We start from the raw sequence: 19,512 nt of genomic DNA, 5'->3' as shown, positions 1-19,512 counted from the left end.
CATCACCTGACGAAACCGGTGGATGTCGACGCCGTCGCCGCCCTGCTGGAACAGCACCAGGCGCAGTTGGCGTAGTTGGCGTAGTTGGCGGGGGCCGCTACGCGGGCAAAAGAACGTAAATAGCGTTCATTTCCACTTGCCGCGCAATTCCTGCACCTTTTGCTGCAGCAACTCCGGCGTGGCGGCCTCGGGCGCCACAGGCATGCCCACGGCCAGCGACAAACGCGAACGCAAGCCTGCCTTGAAGGCGCGCTCGAACAAATGGCCATTGCGGTGGCTCAACAGATGACCCCATAAGCCACGCAGCGCCAGCGGAATCACGGGCACCTTGCTGCGCTCGACGATCTTGGCGATGCCGCCCTTGAATTCGCTGATCTGGCCCGTGCGCGTCAGCTTGCCTTCAGGGAAAATGCACACCAGTTCCCCCTCGTGCAGCGCTTGCGCAATGTCGATGAAGGCCTTTTCCATGAGGAAGGGGTTTTCCTTGGCTGGCGCGATGGGGATGGCCTTGGCCGTGCGGAAAATCCAGCCCATCAGCGGCATCTTGAAGATGCGGTGGTCCATGACGAAACGGATGGGGCGGGGGCTGGCCGCCATGATGACGATGGCGTCCACATAGCTGACGTGGTTGCACACCAGCACGGCCGCGCCTTCCGTCGGGATGCGCTCGCCATCAACGACTTTCACACGGTGCACGGTCTGGATGAGTATCCACGCCAGGAAACGCATGAGGAATTCCGGCACCAGCGAGAAGATGTAGGCGGCCACCAGCGCATTCAGAATGGCCGTGACGAGGAACAGCTGGGGTATGGTAAAACCTCGTCCCAGCAGCACGATGGCCACGCCAGCGGCCGCCACCATGAACAGGGCGTTCAAGATATTCATGCCGGCGATCGTGCGCGAAATGTGTTTCGGGTCGCAGCGCGTCTGGATCAGGGCGAACAGGGGCACGATGAAAAAGCCGCCAAACACGCCGATCATGACGATGTCGAGCAAGATGCGCGGCACGCCCGCCTGGCTGACAAACGCCAGCGCGTCGACAACTTGTGTATTCATATACGCATTGCTGGCGAAATACAGGTCGATGCCGAACAGCGACAAGCCGATGGAGCCGAACGGCACCAGGCCGATCTCGATCTTGTGGCCGGACAGGCGTTCGCACAGCAGAGAACCGGTGCCGATGCCAACGGAAAACACCGTCAGCAGCAGCACGAAGACGCTGTGGTCGCCATGCAGGAAATCCTTCGAATACACGGGGAACTGCGCCAGGATCAGGGCGCCGTAAAACCAGAACCAGGAATTTCCCAGCATGGCCAGGAAGACGGGACGGTTCTTGCGCGAGAAATTCAGGTTGCGGAACGATTCGGCGACAAAGTTCAGGCTCACCTTCAAGTCCGGCTCGGGCGCGGGCGTGCGCGGCACGCGGTAGCTGGCGATCAGCCCGAAAATGGCCACGGCAATCGTTGCGCCGGCCACCAGTTCCACGCCCAGCGGCTTGTGCACGATCAGCACGGCGCCGAGGATTTCACCCAATAAAATGCCGACGAAGGTGCCCATCTCGATCAGGCCATTGCCGCCGACCAATTCCTCGGGCTTGAGCTGCTGCGGCAGATACGCATACTTGACGGGGCCAAACAGGGTCGAATGCACGCCCATGCCCACCACGGCGGCCACCAGCAGCCAGAGGGTATGCGTCATCCAGCCAGCGGCGGCCACGGCCATGATGGCCAATTCCATCCATTTCACGAAACGCGCCAGGCCCGCCTTTTCGAATTTGTCGGCCAGCTGGCCCGCCGTGGCCGAGAACACGACGTAGGGCAAGATGAACAGGCCGGGAATCAGGTTGGTGATGGTGGACGGGTCTAGCGTGGTCCAGCTCAGCGCGTCATAGGCGAGAATCACCATCAGGGCCGTCTTGAACAGATTGTCGTTGAAGGCGCCGAAGAACTGGGTCCAGAAGAAGGGCCCGAAACGGCGCTGCGACAATAGGGAAAACTGGCTGCTTTGACTCATGGCATGGGGTACTGGCAATTAAGGAATTGCTAAAATACAGCACTATCCTGCGCACGACAATCTGAATGTCGTCATCTTGCTCGGCATCAATAAGAAAAGCCTGCCGCAGGTCCAAACTTGTCTTGCAGCAGTACAAGGCGCGGCACTTGCCGTGATACAACAGAAATCGCTTGTTTCTTGATAATAAGGTAATGTGCGCATAGCGCTGGCGCCCCTGCCCGCCCCTCCCGGAAAGCTGCCACCATGTTTGGAATGACATCATTGACCATCCTGGCCTTGCTGGTCACCGCCTTCGTGCTGGTGCTGCAGCACCGCCGAAAGGTGGCGGATCTGGAGTTGCTGACAGCGCGCCTCCGCAAGGAAGTCGACGGCATCCAGCAGCGCCTGCGCGCACTGGAAGGACTAGCCGAATCGCCAGCGGCCACGCCCGTCGTGCCAATCGTGCCCGATAGCGTGGCGCCTATGGCAGTGCCGACACCCTTGCCGCCGCCCACCCCCGTGCCGCAAGCGGCCGCGATCAAGGTGGCCGAGGTGGCAACGGTGGCGCCGGCAGCAGCCCCCGCAACAGCCGCGCCCTTGCCGCCGAAACCAGCTGCGCAGGCTCCCTCCAGGCCCGCCCCTGCCGCCCCCAATACTCCCTCCTGGATCGCGCGCCCGGACGGCCTCGTTGCCAAGGCGAAGAACTGGTTATTTACCGGCAACCTGGTTGCCAAGCTGGGCTTGCTGATCCTCTTCCTCGGCGTCAGCTTCCTGCTCAGCTATGTGTCGGCCCAGGTCACGGTGCCCATCGAGTTGCGCCTGGCCGGCATCGCACTGGCCGATATTGCCCTACTGGCATGGGCCTGGCGCATCCGGCTCAAACGTCCCGGCATCAGCTTGCCGCTGCAGGGCACGGCGCTGGCGATATTGATGCTGGTGACGTTCGGCGCCTTCCGCCTGTACGAACTGATTCCGGCGGGCCTGGCGTTTGCCGTGCTGTTCGTGCTGACGGCGTTCACATGTTTGCTGGCCGTGCTGCAAAACGCCGTCTGGCTGGCCGTCTTCGGCATCGTCGGCGGCTTTGCCGTGCCACTGCTCGTGTCGACAGGCAGCGGCAACCATATCGGCCTGTTCAGTTATTACGCGCTGCTCAACGCGGGCGTCTTCGCCATCGCCCTGAAGCGCGCCTGGCGCGTCCTGAATGTGCTGAGCTTTGGCTTTACCTTTGTCGTCGCCACCACCTGGGGCCTGCTGCGCTACACGCCCGAGCACTACCTGTCGACACAGCTGTTCTTGATCCTGTTCGTGCTGTTCTATATCGGCATCGCGATTGCCTACTGCGCGCGCCAGGCGCCGCGCCTGAAACACTATGTGGATGGCACCCTCGTCTTCGGCACGCCACTGGCGGCCATGGGCCTGCAATACGGCCTGGTCCAGCACTTTGAATTTGGCCTGGCGTTTTCGGCGCTGCTTGCCGGCCTGTGCTACACGGGACTGGCCGTGGCGCTCTGGCGCCGCATTGGCTTCCGCCTGCTGGCCGAAGCCTTCCTGGCGCTGGGCATCGTGTTTGGCACGCTGGCCATCCCGTTCGCCCTCGACGGCCGCTGGACGTCTGCTGCCTGGGCGCTGGAAGGCGCGGGCATCGTCTGGGTCGGCTTGCGCCAGCGCCAGACCCTGGCCTGGGCCTTCGGCCTGCTGGTGCAGGCGGCCGCCTGGATTTCCTTCCTCCTTGCCATGCAGGAACTCGATACAGCAACTGCCCTGCACGCCAACATCTGGCTCGGCTGCACGCTGCTGGCCGCCGCCGCCCTGGTGATGGCCTACAATTTCCGCCGCCACGCCAGCCACCTGTACCCGGAATTCATGAGCAGCCTGTCCGTGCTGTTCCTGACGGCCGCCACGGCCTGGCTGCTGGGCGGCCTGTGGAGGGAAATCCTGCTGCGCACGGATGCAGCGACGCAACTGAACCTGCTGACCGTCAGCGCCCTGGGCGTGGCCGCCTTGCTGGCGGTGCTGGCGCGGCGCGAACAATGGCATGCGCCGCGCGCCCTGCTGCTGGCCGTGCAGGTGCTGGCCGGCATGGTCATGCTCAGCCGCGCCAGCTGGGCCTGGGACCAGCACCCGGCCAGCCTGTTCGACGGCTCCTTCCTCAGTGCCCTGCTGCTGGGCGCCGCCGCCTTTGCCAGCGCCCGTTTCCTGGCGCTGCGTGCGCGTGGCGGCGACGCGCTGCTGGCCCTGGTCGCGCGGCCCCTGCTGGTCTGGAGCGGCTTGCTGTGGTTTGCCGCCATCCTCGTGCCGCTCGTCAGCTGGCTGCTGCGCCTGATCGACGGCGACCTGACGATGCAGCCGCATGCGGGCGAACACTGGCTGGCGCTGTACCTGATCGCCGTGTGCGTCACGACGCCCGCGTTCGCCATCCTGGCGCGGCGCCTCGACTGGCCGCAGCTGCGCTGGTTCAGCGTGGCTACCTGGCTCGGTTTGGGCCTGTGGAGCGCCAACCTGCTGCTGGCGCTGTATCTGCGCGACTACCTGCCGACCGGCTTGAGCTGGCTGGCCCTGGCCAGCGCGCTGGTGGCCGGCGAGTACCTGCTGCTGGCCTGGCCGCAAGCGGGCTGGCAACTCGACGTGCGGGCGCTGCGTTTCTTGCATACGCAGCGCACGGCCGCGCCGTGGCTGATGCTGTGGCCCGTGGGAGCCATGCATGTCAACGCCTGGCTGGCGCGCCACGAAGGCGGCGTCAGCCCTGCCTGGGCCCGCTATTTGCCGGCCTGGGCCATGATGCTGGCCCTGGCCTGGCTGATCCGCCGCTGCAGAACAGGGGCCTGGCCGGTGGCGCCGATTGCCGCGTGGTACCAGCGCACCCTGATACCGCTGGGCGCGCTGTGGTCGCTGCTGCTGATCGCCGCATGGAATATTGTCGACGATGGCGCCATGGCGCCCCTGCCCTATTTGCCGTTGCTCAATCCGCTGGACTTGAGCACGGGCTTCGCCGTCTTGCTGGCCATTGCCAGCTACCGTTTGCTGCCAGCGAAACAAGTGCCGTTGCCCGCCCTGTGGCAAGCGCGTTTACCGGCCGTGGCCGCCTGCTGCGTGTATGTCTGGTTCAACCTGATGCTGCTGCGCACGGTGTCGCACTACCTGGGCGTGCCGTACACCTTTGACGCCATGCTGGCCTCGCAATTCGTGCAAGCCATGCTGTCGCTGGTGTGGAGCATCACGGCCCTGCTGCTGATGCGCCATGCGGCCCGCCACCAGCGGCGCCAGCAGTGGGGCATGGGCGCCATGCTGCTGGGGCTGGTCGTGCTGAAATTGTTCCTGATCGACCTGTCGAACGTGGGTGGCATCGAACGCATCGTATCCTTCGTGGGCGTGGGCTTGCTGATGGTCTTGATCGGCTACCTGGCGCCCTTCCCCAAGGCTGCCGCGCCAGCGCCAGCCGAACCGCAAACGGGAGCAACATGAAAACCAGACTCATGTTCGGCATCGTGTTGATGGCAGGCGCCGCGCTCGCTGCGCCTGGCCAGGACCGGCCACAGGACTACGGCTGGAGCATGCCGATCCAATCGCCGGCAGGCGCGGGCATCGTCCAGCTATCGTTGCCCAGGGAAGTCTACCTGCACGCCCGCTCTGCCAGCCTGGCCGACCTGCGCCTGTTCGATGCCGACGGCAAGCGCCTGCCCTACGCCATCGGAGCTCCGCCAGCGCAATCAGCCACGCAGAGGACAGCCATTCCAGCCCGCATTTTCCCCGTCACGGGCGCGCCAGCAACTGGCGACGGCTTGCAAGGCATCGATATCCGCACGGCCGACGATGGCCGCTTGCTGTCGGTCAGCACGCGCGCCGGCACGACAGCGGCCACAGCGGCGCTGCAAGCGCTGATCCTCGACCTGGGCAAGCAGACGCAAGACAAGCGCATCGCCGCCTTGCGCTTCACGCCACCGGCCAGCACGGACAATTACAGTGCTCAAGTGTTGCTGGAAGTGAGCGATGACCTGAAGCAATGGGACGCCATTGGCACCACCACCTTGAATTGGCTCAGCAACAGCGACACGCAAACCTTGGCCAACGACAGCATCGCCTTTGCGCCACGCGCTTTCCGCTACGCGCGCCTGAGCTGGCAGGAAGGCCAGCCGCTGGTGTTTGCATCGATTGCCGCGCAAGCCGTCAGCGAAACGGAGGCGCCGCCGCCACGCGCGAGCATCGTGCTGAGAGGTGCTCCAGGCAAACTTGCTGGCGATTGGGCGTATGCCACGCCGATCGCGATTCCCGCCGACAGCATCGCGCTGCAATTCAAGGAGAGCAACGTGGTGTTGCCCGTCACACTGGGCGTGTATCGCCAGAGTCATTATGTACCGCAGCGCCGGCTGTCCCTGCACCGGCAAACGCGACCGGCCAATGGCGCGTATTTTGACCCGCTGCTGACCACCAGCTTTTACCGCATCAGCGAGGCTGGCAAGGAACGCGTCTCCGGCGACCTGGCCATGCCGGTGGTGCAGACCACGCAATGGGTGCTGCGGCCCGAGTCGCAAAGTGCGGCGATGCCGGCCAGCGCGCCATTGTTACGCCTGGGCTGGACGCCGGAAACGCTGGTGTTCCTGGCCGGCGGCAAGGCGCCATATCACCTGGCGTTCGGAAAAGCCGACGCGCAGCCGGTGGCGCAGCCGCTGTCTCAGGTGGCGCCCGGCTATCGCGACGGCGAATTGCAGGCGCTGCCGATTGCCACAGTGGGCACGTTGGCGGCGCGCGCTGGCGCAAGCGACGCCGCACCGGCACCGGCTGACAGCAGTGCGCCATGGCGCCTGGCTGCACTGTGGGCGGTCCTGCTGCTGGGCGTGAGCGTGCTGGGCTTTTTTGCCTGGCGTTTGCTGTCGCAGATCAAGGACGAGCAGCCGCCCGCGCAGTAAGCCACTACTGCCGCAGCAAGGCCTTGAAGGTTTGCGGCATCCACGGCCGCGCGGCCAGCATGAAGCTGATGGCCAGGCGCTCCTCACCAGGCAGGCGCGCGTCTTCCTGGTGCTGCTGCGAAAACTCCACCGCCACTTGCTTCAAGCGCTCCAGCAAGGCTGCCGTGGATTTTTTCGACAGCATCACGTTCACCAGGCGCAGCAACTCTGTCTCGCCATCGAACTGCGAGTTCAAATAGTCGCCATAAGCTTCCTTTTTGAAATAGGTGTGAATCGGGCCATTCGGTATCCACGCAAACGTGCGCGCCACCAGCAGTTTGACCCGGTTATTCGGCAGCAGTTCCAGGAAACCGATCTTGTCGAGGCGCAGCAAATATTTGACGGCTTGCGCCTCGCTGATGTCATAGATGGCGACAATCTGCTCCAGCGGCAGCAAGTTCAGCGCGGACACGGCCACCACGAACAGCCGGGTGTCCTCGATGATTTCCTTTTCCTGGGCATACGTCAGCCCGGTGATCAGGGTGGGCGTAGCCTGGGCTGACTGCACGGCCAGCGCCAGTTGCTGGAAATCACTGCCGATGGCCACCAGGATCTGGTCCAGGCGCTGCAGCGTAAATTGCTTCTGCGAAAACATCCGCTTGACGCTGGCTTCGGACACGCCGATGCGCTGGGCCAGCTCGGCATACGTGACGGCGCGCGCTTTCAACAGGCGTTTCAAGGCTTCGATCAAGGCGTGGGTTTGCGGCATGCACTTCCTTTATAAAAATAGCATCGGTTCTGGCGGCAAAAAAGTAGCGCAATACGCTACCTGCGGTATGCCTGCCCGCTACGAGTAGCGTTTCCATTGACCAATTGCCCACAGTCTACAATGATGGCGTTGCCACTTGGCACACTTGAAGGAGAAACACATGAAACGCTTGCTGCCCCTCTGCCTGTCCCTGTCGCTGTTGACGCTCTCCGTGGCCGCTCCCGGCCTGGTCCACGCCGCGGCCTCAGAGAACCTGTCGAAAGGCTCGCAAAACCTCAGCGAAGGTTCCGCCGTGGTCGTCGCCGGTTCCATGTCGATGCTGGTCGCTTCCGGCCAGGTAGTCGTTGCCAGCGTGGAAACGGTGGGCGAAGGCATCGTCATCGTACTGAAAGGCGCGTCAGAAGCGGGCGGCGCTTCCATCCAGATGAGCACGCAAGCAGCCAAGGGCCTGTCGCTGGCGGCAGGCACAGTGGTCAATGTGGTGGCACTGTCCACCGGCCATATGCTGGTTCTTTCCGGCAAGGCCATCGCCTTCATCCCGAACGAACTGGGCAAGGCACTGCTGCACCACTCCAAAGTGTAATGCCCTCATCAAGAAGAACAGGATCTCCATGAAACACGTACTCGCCATTACCCTGCTGTGCGCCGCCAGCCTGACGGCCCAGGCTGCCAACTCCGACACCACCAACGCCTCCGACAACGCCAGCAGGGCGTCGGCCATCGTGCTGGTCGGATCCATGTCGGTGCTGGCCGCCGCCGGTGAAATCGTCATCGACAAGGTGGAAGACGTGGCTGACGGCAGCATCCTCGTGCTCAAAAGCGCAGCCACGAGCGCGTCCGCCGCCACCACGGCCTCCGTCAAGCTGAGCCAGAAGGCCATGCAAGGCCTGTCGCTGGCGGCCGGCACCGTCGTCAAAGTGGTGGCCGTATCGACGGGCCACATGCTGGTGCTGTCGGGCAAGGCCATCGCCTATGTGCCGAACGCGGCCGGCAATGCCATCCTCCACCATTCGAAAGCGTGAACCCATGAAACGCCTGACCGCCATTTTCATCAGCCTGGCCCTGACCGGCGCCGCCCATGCGGGGCGCTCGTGCGAGGAAAAGCAAACGGATGCCACCACGCTCGTCAAATCGATGGACCTGGCGCAAAAGACCCTGAAGGCGCTCGATGGCTCGGGCGCGCAAGTGGCACTGGTGGCGCGCGCCGGCCAGGACCTGTCGAAGTACAATTTGCGCTATTCGCACATGGCGCTGGCCTGGCGCGACCACCCCAAGGGTCGCTGGCTGGTGGTACATGAACTCAATGAGTGCGGCACGGCGCAATCGTCGCTGTACAACGAAGGCTTGGGCAATTTCTTCATGGATGATGTATTCATGTATGAAACCCTGATCTTGATTCCCGGCCAGGATACGCAGCAGCAACTGGTGCGCCTGCTGACATCGAACACCCCCAAGCGCCTGCATGAAGCGAACTACAATATGCTGGCCTACCCGTTTTCCACCAAGTACCAGAACTCGAACCAGTGGGTGCTGGAAACCCTGGCCGCTGCCAGCAACGAGCCTGGCAAGATCGAAACGCGCGCCGAAGCGCAAGGCTGGTTGCGCAGCGCCAGCTACGCGCCGCAAACGCTCAGCATACCGGCCGCCACGCGCCTGGGCGCGCGCATGTTCCGTGCCAATATCGCTTTTGACGATCACCCGTTCGAGCGCCGCATGACGCGCCAGATCGACGTCGTCACCGTCGACTCCATCGTGCGCTTCATGCGCCAGCGCGAGCCAAAGGTGCAGGAAATCGTGGTGCGGGGAAATTAAGGACGTTGCAGCAGGCGAAATAGCGGACCGATCAGCAAGACCAGCACCACCATGCGCGCCACGTGAAAGGCTGTGACGATGGGCACGCCCAGATGCAAGGTCTTGGCCGTCAGCGACATTTCCGCGATACCGCCGGGCGAGGCGGCCAGGATGGCCGTGCCGGGGTGGATGCCCATCCAGTGCGACAAGCCCAGACCGAAGGCGGCCGCCAGCAACAGCATGAGCATGGTGCACACGGCCACGCCCGCCAGGTAGCGGGGCGCCGCATGCAGGAAGGCTGGGCTGAAGCGCGTGCCCAGGGCGATACCGATGAACAGCTGGCCCGCGCGTATTATCCATTCGGGCAGGCGCGACAGATGGATGCCGCACGCCGTCAGCAGCAGCGCGGCCAGCAGCGGGCCGATGACCCAGGCGTTGGGCAGCCTGCCCCGTTTGAATGCGAGGGCCGCCAGCACCGTGATGCCGACCAGCAGTGCCAACCCGCCATAGTCGACCAGCGCGGCGCCGGGCACGAAGCTTTCATGCCCCGCCTCCAGGCCATGGCTGCCCCAGTAGCGCACGCCGAACGGGATCGTCGCCACTACCAGCATCATGCGCAGGCTGTGCGCCGCGGCGACCTTGCCCACATCGGCCCCATGGCGCTCGCTCTGTACCGCCATCTCGGACGCGCCGCCCACCGCCATGGCAAAGAAGGCGGTGGCATGGTCGACACCGGAGAGGCGCCGCAGCAGCATGGCGCCAGAAGCCCCCAGCGCCAGCGCGAACAACACGGTGCCGGCGATCCACGGCGTGTAGACAGTGAGCACGGCCAGCACGGGCGCCGTAAAATACAGGCCCAGGGCCGTGCCGATGGCCCACTGCCCCGCTTCGCGCACGCGCACGGGGCAGGCCAGTTCGCGCCCCGCCAGGCGCAGCCCGGCCGTGGCGAACAGGGGGCCTATCATCCACGGCAGCGGCGTGTGCAGCCACAGGCAGATGGCGGCGCCAGCCAGCCCGGCGGCCAGGGCAGCACCGACGGCGCGCCAGCGTGGCCACCACGGCACCGTTAAAACACCCAGAGTTTATCGGCCGGCATATGCAGCCAGTACTTGCCCGCTTCAAGCTTGTGGCGCGAATAGGCCCGCAGGCTGATATTCTCGGCGCCACCGCGCTCGAACAGGCACTCCCAGCGATCCCCCAGGTACATGCAGGTCAGCAGAGGCAGCTCGATGGCGTTGTCCACCTGCGTGGCGCTGATCTTCACTTCCTCGACGCGGATCATGGTGGTGACTTCCGTGCCCACGTTGGCGCCGCGCGCCACGCCCTGCATGGAGGCGCCATCGACCAGCAGCCGGACGGCGCTGCCATCGCGCTGCACCACCTTGCCGGGCAGGCGGTTGTTACTGCCCATGAATTCGGCCGTAAACAGGGTGTCTGGCGTTTCATACATGCTTTGCGGTGTGCCCTGCTGCTCGATCTTGCCGTTATTGAGCAGCAAAATGCGGTCGGAAATGGCCATCGCCTCGCCCTGGTCATGCGTCACCATCAGTGCCGACAGGCCCAGGCGCACGATCAGTTCGCGCAGGAAGGCGCGCGCTTCCTCGCGCAGCTTGGCGTCCAGGTTCGACAGCGGTTCGTCGAGCAGGATCACGGGCGGGTTATACACCAGTGCGCGGGCGATCGCCACGCGCTGCTGCTGGCCGCCGGACAGCTGATGCGGATACCGTTCGCCCAGGTGCCCCAGACCCAGCTGCGTCAGCACTTCCTTGATGCGCGCGGCGATCTCCGTGCTGCCCATCTTGCGCAATTTGAGGCCGTAGGCGACGTTGTCGAACACGGTCTTGTGCGGCCACAGCGCGTACGACTGGAATACCAGGCCCAGGTTGCGATGCTCGGCCGGCATCTCGAAGTGCTTCGCGCCGTCGAAGACATTGCGCTCGCCGATCTCGATGGTGCCCGCCTTCGGGCTTTCCAGCCCGGCGACGGCGCGCAGCAAGGTAGTCTTGCCGCTGCCCGAAGGCCCCAACAGGGCGACCACTTCGCCTTTTTTCAGGTGCATCGAGACACCCTTCAGGATCTGGTTGGCGGCAGCGCCGGTGCCGTAGTCCAGGTACAGCTCATTGACGGTCAATTCATTCATGATGTGGTCTCAGTCTTTGTATTTAGTTATGCAGCTTGACGCCGAAGCGCAGCGCGATGCCCAGGCCGATGGCCACCAGGGTGATATTGATGAAGGACAGCGCCGCCACCAGGTCGGTCGAGCCGCCTGCCCACAGCGACACCAGCATGGCGCCGATCACTTCCGTGCCCGGCGAAAGCAGGTACACACCCGTCGAGTATTCGCGCTCGAAGATCAGGAACACCATCAGCCAGGCGCCCAGCAAGCCGTATTTGATCAGCGGCAGCGTGACGTCGCGCGTCACCTGGCCACGGCTGGCACCAACGGCGCGCGCCGCCTCTTCCAGCTCCGGCCCCACCTGCAGCAGCGCGGTGGAAATGAGCCGCATGCCGTAAGCCATCCACACCACCGAATACGCCAGCCACAGGGCGAAAATCGTCGAGCGCACTTCGCGCAGCACGGGGATGACATGACCGCTCAGCCACAGGGCCACGCCGTTGTCCATGCCCTTGAGCATGCCGTCAAGCCAGGCCGGCACGAACAGGAACACCCACAGGAACGACAGGCCGGCCAGCAGGCCCGGCACGGCGCGCGGCACCAGCACGCTGTAGTCGAGCAGGCGCGTGATGCCGTCCTGCTTGCGGTGCATGGCCAGCGCTATGAAGCTGTAGCAGCCCACGGCCAGGGCGCCGCCGACGACGCCGATCAGTATGGTGTTGACGATACCGCGCACCAGCGATGGCTGGTCGAAAATATCGCGGAAATGCTGCAGTGTCAGCACGTCGGCCAGATGCACGCCTTCGCCCCAGTACTGCACGAATGAGCGCAGCACGATGCCCGTCAATGGCAGGATGATGGTGAAGATCAGCCAGCCGGCCAGCAAGGCAAACGCCAGCCATTTCCAGCGGCCCAGCGGCATGGCCTTGCTGCGCGCGCCCTTGCCCTTGATCGATACATACTTGTTGGCGGACTTGAGCAGCCAGCGCTGTATCATCACCAGCGGCATGGTCACCATCACCAGGCAGACGGCGACGGCGGCCATCAGGTGGTAAGACGGCGTGCCCAGTTTATTCGTCAGCTTGTACAGATAGGTTGGCAGCACCAAATGGCCTTCCGGATCACCGAGCACCAGCACCAGGCCGAACACTTCGAAGCCGAGGAAGAACACCAGCACGCCAGCATACGCCAGCGCAGGCATGATCATCGGCAGTGACACATTAAGCATCACCTGGATCGGCGAGGCGCCCGCCACGCGGGCCGCTTCCTCCACGTCCGAACCCAGGCTTTTCAGCGCCGAAGAAGCATACAGGTAGACGTGCGGCACGTGCGTCAGGCCGGCAATGATGACGATGCTGGTGAAGGAATAAATATTCCAGGGCACGAAGCCGAGCAGCTCCTTGGCCCAGATCGAGTAAAAGCCCACGGGCCCCATCGAGACGACGTAGCCAAAGCCCATCACCATCGGCGAGACAAAGATGGGCACCAGCAGCATGGGCGCCACCCAGCCGCGGCCGGGCAAGTCGGTGCGCACCATCAAGAAGGCCAGCATGCCGCCCAGCGGCACGGCGATGACGGTCAGGCCGAAGGCCAGCATCAGGCCATTCTTGAAGGCCATGGCGAAATCGGGATCATCGAAGATGAAACGGTAGGAGTCAAAGCCGAATTCGCGCACGGGCATGAAAAACGGCGCGTTCAAAAAGCTCTGATAAAAAATCAGGAACAGCGGCAAGAAGATGGCGATCAGCGTGATCGTCACGACCACGCCGCGCGACCAGTTCAGGCGCGACAAGGGAGAGCGCGACCGTGCAGGCAGCGGCAAGATGGCAGTTTGCATGATGAATCCAATGAATGAAGGGTGCGGCATCCGTCCGCAGGTATGCGCCTGCGGACGGCTAAGACGGCCTAGGAACGATTCCTACTTCTTGCCGGCTGTTTCTTTCCACTGTTTCAGGAAGGCCATGCGCTTGGCCGGTCCCAGAAATTGCAGGATGATCGGGTGCACGGGAATCGGCTTGACGTTGGCCGCACCGATTTGCTTGATCAGGTCAGCCGACGTGGTTTCGCCCGTGACGTCAGCGCGGATGGCGAACAGCTTGGCGCCGTTGGCGATGATGGTCTGGCCGCGATGCGACAAGATGTAATCGAGCCACAGTTTGCTGGCATTGACGTTCTTCGCGTTCTTGTTGATGAACTGCACGCGCGACAGGATCAGGGTGTAATCCTTGGGCAGCACCACGCCGATCGACGGATCGGTCTTGGCGCGCACCAGGGCATACGAGCCCAGCACGTTGTAGCCGATCAGGTTTTCACCCGACGAGATGCGCTCCATCATGGTGCCCGTCGACGACTGCACGCGCACCTTGGCCGTGCCAAAGGCGTTTTGCAGCGCCAGGAATTGCGGATATTCTTTCGCATCCTGCGCCATGAACATGAAGCCCACGCCCGATTTTTCGATGTCGTAGGTGGTGACCTTGTCCTTGAATTTCGGCGTGGCGATCAGCTTGACGAAGTCGTCGTGATTCTTCGGCACTTCCTTGGGATCGAGCAGGCGCTTGTTGTAGACAATGGCGGCCGGCTCGAACGTGGTGCCGTAAGCCTGATCATCCCACATGGCCCAGCCGGGGATCTTCGCCGCTTCGACCGATTTGTACTTGAGCGCATAGCCATCGGAGGCCAGGCGCATCTGCAAGTCCATCGCCGACGACCACATCACGTCGGCAGTGTTGCCGCCGGCGGCCACTTCGGAAATGAAGCGGTTATACACTTCGGTGGAATTCATGTCGTTGTATTCGACCGAAATGCCCGGATACAGGGCGCTGAAATCCTTGATCAGCGGAGCGGCAGCCTTGCTGTCGGTGGCGCTGTAAATCACCACCTTGCCTTCCTTCTTGGCCGCGTCGATGATCTTCTGGTAGTCGGCCGGATAGCCGGCCGGCACTTGCGCGAAAGCGGCGCCGGCCAGGCTGGCAAACGCGGTGGCAAAGGCGGCTTGAAGCAGGGTCTTGGTTTGCATGGGTTGTCTCCGTCTATGAATAGGTTTTTTTAATAGGATGTCGTTCAGCGCATCAGGCCAAGCTCATTCGCTTGCCTGGCATACTCATCGACCGCCTTCTTGACATATGCTGTCAGCTTCGGCCCCGTCAGGGCGAATGGGTACAAGCCGGCCTGCGCGCGCCACTCGGCGAACTGCGGCGTGGCCATGACACGGTCAAAGGTGGCCACCCAGCGCTGGTAGTCCGCCTCGGGCACCTGGGGTCCCATCCACACGCCACGGATGATGGGCCAGACCACGTCGAAGCCCTGCTCGCGCGCCGTCGGCACGCCGGCCAGCACGCCGGGCAGGCGCTTTTCCGACAGTACCGCGAGCACGCGCGCATGGTTGGCGCTGGCGTTCAGTGTGGCCTCCGACGTGTCGCCCGAGACCACCTGCACATAATCGGCCTGCATCGCCGTAAACACTTCGCCGCCGCCTTCGAGCGCAACAAAACGCAGCACTTTCGGATCGATGCCGGCATGACGCGCCAGCAGTGCCATCTTCAGCCAGTCCTGGCTGCCGATGGTGCCGGAGACGCCGATCAGCACCTTGTCAGGATGCTGGCGCAGCGCAGCGATCAGGTCGGCCAGGCTCTTGTAGGGCGAATCGCTGCGCACGGCGATCATGCCGTAGTCGGCGCCCAGCGCCGCCACCCAGCGCACGTCGCCCGCCTTCGCATTGCCAAACTTGCCCTGCGCCAGGTTGAGCAGCGAACCGCCTGAAAACGCCACCAGCGTGTTCGCTTCCGCGCGGCGTCGTTGCGATGCCATCGAGTGCCAGGCCACGGCGCCAATGCCACCGGGCAGATAACTGATGCGCATTGGGCCCGCCACGCCTGCCGCGCCCTCCTGCGCCAGGCCTTTTTTCGCCAGCTTGCACGTCAAATCCATGGCGCCGCCCGGCTTGGACGGCACCACGCACTCGGCCGGCGCGGACGCCTGTGCCCCGGCCACGGCGGGCAGCAGGCACAGCAACGACAGGAATAGGGAGCGCAGCATCGTCATGGCTTAGAAGCGGTGCTGGATGCCGGCGATCAGGCCGCGCTGCGTGTCGCCGAAACCGGCATCGTCACGCGACAGGCTGACCAGCTGGTTGTGCTTGGCCTTGGCATACGCGCCGGCCACATACAGGTCGGTGCGCTTGGACAGGGCATAGCGCACGCGCGCCACGTACATGATCGGATCTGCGTCGAGGTTGGCGGCCACGTTTTTCACGTCCTGGTAGTAGATCACGCCCGTCAGGGTGATGACCGGCGTGGTCTTGTAGCTGACGCCGCCCCAGTACAGGGTGCCGCGCACGTCGGCCTTGCCGGAGGCAGCCGGATCGAGCTTGTAGTCGCGCGCCGCCGCCTGCACTTTCCACGGGCCGTCGTCATACATGGCGCCCAGGTGGTACGCGGTGGTCTTGTCGCGCGCGCCGCCGGCGATGGCATTGCCGTTCACCTGTTCATACGTGGCCAGCAGGCTGACAGGGCCGGTCTTGTAGGTGACGGCCGTGGCCAGCTTGGCGCTGTCCGAGTTGCCCGTCGACTGTTCGCCGAAACCGTACGATGCGCCGTAGCTGAAGTCGCCCGTCTTGCCCGAATACTTGACCATGTTGTCGAAGGCCGTCGTCATGCCGTATTTGCTCGGGCCCGTCGCGTTGGCCGAAGTGGCCCACGAGTAGAACGGTGCATAGGCCATCGGATCGAACGGCAGCACGAAGTCATACACGGTGGTGAAGGAGCGGCCCAGCACGACGCGGCCAAACGCGCCTTCCAGGCCCACATTGGCCTGGCGCTTGAACAGCGCGCCATCGGCCGCGCCCGTGTCGACCAGAATGCCGCCTTCCAGATTGAAGACGGCCTTCAGGCCGCCGCCCAGGTCTTCGCTGCCCAGGATGCCCCAGCGCGAGGTGTTCATGCCGCCGGAGCTCACCTGCGTCATCGAGCTTTTGTTCGGACCGGCGTTGCTGGTGTTGCTGATGCCGGCGTCCAGGCGGCCGTACAGGGTGACGTTCGACTGGGCCTGGGCGCTGCCGGCAGCGGCGAGTACCGCCATGGCGGCCAGCGAGAATGCAGTTTTCTTCATGTAAAGTGTCTCCCTTAGATATAGTTATTGGTGATATACCTGATCAATTTCATGAATCAGGATCACACTATATGAGCGCCATCCTTTCAATTGGCTTTCAGCATGACAGGTGTCGCCGGCCAGCCACAATGGACATCAACATATTCATCGCCTGCCCTGCCGCCAGGCTTACACTGCATCATTTCAACGAATGGCGGAGACCATGCGCATATTATTAGTGGAAGACCATCTGGAGCTGTCGCACTGGCTGGCAAAGGCCCTGCGCGACGCGCACCTGACGGTGGAGACCGCCCACAACGGCGCAGATGCCGACGCCCTGCTGCATACGCAGGAATACTCGCTGGTGCTGCTCGACCTGACACTGCCGAAGATGGATGGGCTGGACGTGCTGCGCCGCCTGCGGGCGCGCGGCGGCACGCGCGGCAAGACGCCCGTCATGATACTTACGGCGCGTGGCGGCCTGGATGAGAAAGTGCAGGGCCTGAACCTGGGCGCAGACGACTACATGGCCAAGCCGTTCGAGCTGGCCGAACTGGAAGCGCGCGTGAAAGCCCTGCTGCGCCGCAGCCAGGGCAACGAAGCGCTCGTGCACACCTGCGGCGCGCTCAGTTTCGACACCGTCACGCGCATGTTCAGCTATGCAGGCGCCGCCTTCCCCCTGACGCCGCGCGAACACGCGGTGCTCGAGGCGCTGATCACGCGCTCCGGGCGCGCCGTATCGAAGGAAAAGCTGTTCGATGAAGTGTTCGCGCTGGCCGACGACGTCAACCTGGACGCCATCGAACTGTATATCCACCGCGTGCGCAAGAAACTCGAAAGCGGTGTGGAAAGCGGCTCACCCGACGGCGCCGTCATCACCACCCTGCGCGGCATCGGCTACCTGCTGCAACCGCGCAGCGCCATGGTGCCGGCCACGCCACGATGAGCGTGCGCGCCCCACACCTGCCCGTATTCGAGCGCCTGCGTCGGCGCTGGGGGCAGGGCCGCCCGCTGGGCAGCCTGCGCAGCCAGCTGCTGCGCTGGCTGCTCATCCCGCTGGTGATGCTGGTGCTGCTGGACGCCGTCTTTGTCTACCGCAACGCGCTCGACGCGGCCGACATGGCCTACGACCGCTCCCTGCTGGCATCGACGCGGGCGCTGGCCGAGCGCGTCTCCATCGTTGGCGGCAAGGTGGTGGCCGAAGTGCCTTACGTGGCGCTCGACAGCTTCGAGACCGATACCCTGGGCCGCATCTACTACAAGGTCACGGGCATCAACGGCGAACTGGTCTCGGGCTATGGCGACTTGCCGCCCGTGCCGAAAAACGTGCCTCGCTCGCAGAACTACCCCGCCCTGGTGCGCTTCTACCACGCCGATTACCACGGCAAGCCGATCCGCATCGCCGCCCTGCTGCAACCCGTGTATGACGACTCGATGCGCGGCATCGCCCTGATACAGGTGGCTGAAACGCTGGACGCGCGGCGCGGCCTGTCGAACCAGATCCTGTTCGATACCCTGAGCTGGCAGGCGGCGATGATACTGGTGATGGGCGCCCTCGTCTGGTTTGCCGTGCGCCTGGTGCTGCGGCCGCTAATGCGTTTGAAAACGGAAGTCGAGACACGCACCTTGTCTGACCTGTCCGACGTCGATCCCAAGCTGGTGCACAAGGAAATGCGCCCGCTGGTGAGCGCCATGAACGGTTCCATGTCGCGCCTGCAGCAGCTGATCGCCAGCCAGCGCCGCTTCATCGCCGACGCCTCGCACCAGCTGCGCACGCCGTTGACGGTGCTGAAGACCCAGGCCGAACTGGCCATGCGCGAATGTGACCGCCAGGCCGGCACGCCGCCGGACATGGCCGCCCTGCGCGACATTGTGCGCTCGATCGCCGCCACCACGGATTCGACCGTGCTGCTGGCCAACCGCCTGCTGACCCTGGCCCGCATCGAGCATGGCGGCGACAGCCTGGCCATGGATACCGTCTCGCTGCGCGACATGGCGCAGCAGGTGGGGCTGGAAATGGCCATGGCTGCCGTCGGCAAAAATATCGATTTATCGCTGGAAGCGCCCGATGACGCGCCCGTGCATGGCCAGGCCTTGCTGCTGCACGAACTGCTGGCCAACCTGGTCGACAATGCCCTGCGCTACACACCGCAGGGCGGCAGCGTGATCCTTCGCGTGCGCGCGGCGCAGGCAAGGAACGGGCACGGCGCCGTGCTGGAGGTGGAGGATAGCGGTGCCGGCATCCTGCCTGCGGAACGTGAACGGGTATTTACGCCGTTCTACCGGGTTGGCGCGGCACTCGAGAGCAACCCTGGCGGCGCCGGCCTGGGACTGGCCATCGTGCGCGACATCGCTGCCCTGCATGACGCGCGCCTGGAACTGGCCACGGCGGCGAATGGACATGGACTGAAAGTCGGCGTGTATTTCGCCGCAACGCCAGTCGATGCTAAGATCGCGCCCTGAGATTTTAATGAAGGCCCACTGCCATGATGACCAAAGAAGACGTAACCGAACTGTTTGCCAATATCGCAGAAAACGCGCCGTGGGATTTGTCCCAGCCGCTGCTGTGGGGCTATTACTTCACCAACCCCACGTCCGAACCACTGGAACAGGCCGCCACCCTGCTGGCGCTGCAGGGCTACCGCCCCGTGGAACTGTACCAGCCCGAACTGGACGACGCGGCCGCCGCCCCAGTGTGGGTGCTGCACGTGGAAAAAGCCGAAGTGCATGGCGTCGATAGTCTGCACGCGCGCAATGGCGAACTGATGGCGTTTGCCCAGGAAAACCAGCTGGCCAGCTATGACGGCATGGATGTGGGTCCCGTCGGTACCGCAGAGTAGGTCGGATTAGGTCCGCAGGACCGTAATCCGACAGCA

The 19,512-nt window shown here is 63.9% G+C and carries 16 protein-coding genes; 8 read left to right on the top strand and 8 right to left on the bottom strand.

Annotation, left to right across the window (positions count from 1 at the left end):
• Window positions 1-126 precede the first annotated feature (126 nt).
• A complete protein-coding gene (locus C8C89_RS11570; protein ID WP_101482224.1) occupies window positions 127-2,013 on the bottom strand; it encodes an MFS transporter in 1,887 nt (628 codons plus the stop codon).
• Between the two features lie 252 nt (window positions 2,014-2,265).
• On the opposite strand from C8C89_RS11570, the gene C8C89_RS11565 reads away from it, so the two are divergent.
• On the top strand, window positions 2,266-5,454 hold the full coding sequence (locus tag C8C89_RS11565; RefSeq protein WP_243857977.1) for a DUF2339 domain-containing protein: 3,189 nt from the start codon (window positions 2,266-2,268) through the stop codon (window positions 5,452-5,454).
• A complete protein-coding gene (locus C8C89_RS11560) occupies window positions 5,451-6,896 on the top strand; it encodes a DUF3999 family protein (RefSeq protein WP_133989991.1) in 1,446 nt (481 codons plus the stop codon). Before C8C89_RS11565 ends, C8C89_RS11560 begins: the two co-directional genes overlap by 4 nt.
• Before the next feature lie 4 nt (window positions 6,897-6,900).
• On the opposite strand, the gene C8C89_RS11555 is transcribed toward C8C89_RS11560, so the two are convergent.
• Window positions 6,901-7,644 carry a helix-turn-helix domain-containing protein gene (locus C8C89_RS11555; protein ID WP_243857976.1) on the bottom strand — a complete coding sequence of 248 codons (744 nt, stop codon included), beginning with the start codon at window positions 7,642-7,644 and terminating at the stop codon, window positions 6,901-6,903.
• A 160-nt stretch (window positions 7,645-7,804) separates the two neighbouring features.
• On the opposite strand from C8C89_RS11555, the gene C8C89_RS11550 reads away from it, so the two are divergent.
• The 3 genes from C8C89_RS11550 to C8C89_RS11540 are packed head-to-tail and all read left to right on the top strand — an operon-like array spanning window position 7,805 to window position 9,456.
• A complete protein-coding gene (locus tag C8C89_RS11550; RefSeq protein WP_133989989.1) occupies window positions 7,805-8,227 on the top strand; it encodes a hypothetical protein in 423 nt (140 codons plus the stop codon).
• A 28-nt stretch (window positions 8,228-8,255) separates the two neighbouring features.
• Entirely contained in the window at window positions 8,256-8,666 is a 411-nt protein-coding gene (locus C8C89_RS11545; RefSeq protein WP_133989987.1) for a hypothetical protein, read from the top strand.
• Window positions 8,667-8,670: 4 nt separating this feature from the next.
• A complete protein-coding gene (locus C8C89_RS11540; protein WP_133989985.1) occupies window positions 8,671-9,456 on the top strand; it encodes a DUF2145 domain-containing protein in 786 nt (261 codons plus the stop codon).
• Here C8C89_RS11540 and C8C89_RS11535 read toward each other — a convergent pair.
• The 6 genes from C8C89_RS11535 to C8C89_RS11510 form a co-directional block, all read right to left on the bottom strand.
• A complete protein-coding gene (locus C8C89_RS11535) occupies window positions 9,453-10,499 on the bottom strand; it encodes an AbrB family transcriptional regulator (RefSeq protein WP_133989983.1) in 1,047 nt (348 codons plus the stop codon). The genes C8C89_RS11540 and C8C89_RS11535 overlap by 4 nt on opposite strands.
• A gap of 2 nt (window positions 10,500-10,501) precedes the next feature.
• On the bottom strand, window positions 10,502-11,575 hold the full coding sequence (locus C8C89_RS11530) for an ABC transporter ATP-binding protein (protein ID WP_133989981.1): 1,074 nt from the start codon (window positions 11,573-11,575) through the stop codon (window positions 10,502-10,504).
• Window positions 11,576-11,597: 22 nt separating this feature from the next.
• The gene (locus C8C89_RS11525) at window positions 11,598-13,388 is read right to left on the bottom strand and encodes an iron ABC transporter permease (RefSeq protein ID WP_101482233.1); all 1,791 of its coding nucleotides are present in this window, start codon (window positions 13,386-13,388) and stop codon (window positions 11,598-11,600) included.
• Window positions 13,389-13,469: 81 nt separating this feature from the next.
• Window positions 13,470-14,567, bottom strand: a complete 1,098-nt coding sequence (locus C8C89_RS11520; RefSeq protein WP_101482234.1) for an ABC transporter substrate-binding protein — start codon at window positions 14,565-14,567, stop codon at window positions 13,470-13,472.
• A gap of 44 nt (window positions 14,568-14,611) precedes the next feature.
• Window positions 14,612-15,592 (bottom strand): tripartite tricarboxylate transporter substrate-binding protein, encoded by a 981-nt coding sequence (locus C8C89_RS11515; protein ID WP_180338511.1) that lies wholly within the window; start codon window positions 15,590-15,592, stop codon window positions 14,612-14,614.
• Window positions 15,593-15,595: 3 nt separating this feature from the next.
• Window positions 15,596-16,657 (bottom strand): porin, encoded by a 1,062-nt coding sequence (locus C8C89_RS11510; protein WP_101482235.1) that lies wholly within the window; start codon window positions 16,655-16,657, stop codon window positions 15,596-15,598.
• Window positions 16,658-16,859: 202 nt separating this feature from the next.
• Here C8C89_RS11510 and C8C89_RS11505 point away from each other — a divergent pair, with 202 nt between their 5' ends.
• From C8C89_RS11505 to C8C89_RS11495, 3 genes are read left to right on the top strand one after another with little or no spacing between them, the layout of a single operon-like run.
• Window positions 16,860-17,582 (top strand): response regulator, encoded by a 723-nt coding sequence (locus C8C89_RS11505; protein WP_101484663.1) that lies wholly within the window; start codon window positions 16,860-16,862, stop codon window positions 17,580-17,582.
• Window positions 17,579-19,099, top strand: coding sequence for a sensor histidine kinase (locus C8C89_RS11500; RefSeq protein WP_243857975.1), 1,521 nt, complete (start codon window positions 17,579-17,581; stop codon window positions 19,097-19,099). The genes C8C89_RS11505 and C8C89_RS11500 overlap by 4 nt, the downstream gene beginning before the upstream one ends.
• A gap of 23 nt (window positions 19,100-19,122) precedes the next feature.
• Entirely contained in the window at window positions 19,123-19,476 is a 354-nt protein-coding gene (locus C8C89_RS11495; protein ID WP_101482236.1) for a ribonuclease E inhibitor RraB, read from the top strand.
• Window positions 19,477-19,512 lie beyond the last annotated feature (36 nt).

The sequence above is a fragment of the Janthinobacterium sp. 75 genome (assembly GCF_004365495.1).
Lineage (GTDB): Bacteria > Pseudomonadota > Gammaproteobacteria > Burkholderiales > Burkholderiaceae_D > Janthinobacterium.
Note: the sequence above shows the minus strand (reverse complement) of the source record. Positions and strands in the feature narration are given on the sequence as shown.

Coding starts and splice junctions, on each gene's coding strand:
- C8C89_RS11545 (WP_133989987.1), top strand. CDS start 8,256: ATGAAACACGTACTCGCCATTACCCTGCTGTGCGCCGCCAGCCTGACG.
- C8C89_RS11515 (WP_180338511.1), bottom strand. CDS start 15,592: ATGACGATGCTGCGCTCCCTATTCCTGTCGTTGCTGTGCCTGCTGCCC.
- C8C89_RS11510 (WP_101482235.1), bottom strand. CDS start 16,657: ATGAAGAAAACTGCATTCTCGCTGGCCGCCATGGCGGTACTCGCCGCT.
- C8C89_RS11570 (WP_101482224.1), bottom strand. CDS start 2,013: ATGAGTCAAAGCAGCCAGTTTTCCCTATTGTCGCAGCGCCGTTTCGGG.
- C8C89_RS11560 (WP_133989991.1), top strand. CDS start 5,451: ATGAAAACCAGACTCATGTTCGGCATCGTGTTGATGGCAGGCGCCGCG.
- C8C89_RS11565 (WP_243857977.1), top strand. CDS start 2,266: ATGACATCATTGACCATCCTGGCCTTGCTGGTCACCGCCTTCGTGCTG.
- C8C89_RS11555 (WP_243857976.1), bottom strand. CDS start 7,644: ATGCCGCAAACCCACGCCTTGATCGAAGCCTTGAAACGCCTGTTGAAA.
- C8C89_RS11550 (WP_133989989.1), top strand. CDS start 7,805: ATGAAACGCTTGCTGCCCCTCTGCCTGTCCCTGTCGCTGTTGACGCTC.
- C8C89_RS11500 (WP_243857975.1), top strand. CDS start 17,579: ATGAGCGTGCGCGCCCCACACCTGCCCGTATTCGAGCGCCTGCGTCGG.
- C8C89_RS11495 (WP_101482236.1), top strand. CDS start 19,123: ATGATGACCAAAGAAGACGTAACCGAACTGTTTGCCAATATCGCAGAA.
- C8C89_RS11520 (WP_101482234.1), bottom strand. CDS start 14,567: ATGCAAACCAAGACCCTGCTTCAAGCCGCCTTTGCCACCGCGTTTGCC.
- C8C89_RS11530 (WP_133989981.1), bottom strand. CDS start 11,575: ATGAATGAATTGACCGTCAATGAGCTGTACCTGGACTACGGCACCGGC.
- C8C89_RS11540 (WP_133989985.1), top strand. CDS start 8,671: ATGAAACGCCTGACCGCCATTTTCATCAGCCTGGCCCTGACCGGCGCC.
- C8C89_RS11505 (WP_101484663.1), top strand. CDS start 16,860: ATGCGCATATTATTAGTGGAAGACCATCTGGAGCTGTCGCACTGGCTG.
- C8C89_RS11525 (WP_101482233.1), bottom strand. CDS start 13,388: ATGCAAACTGCCATCTTGCCGCTGCCTGCACGGTCGCGCTCTCCCTTG.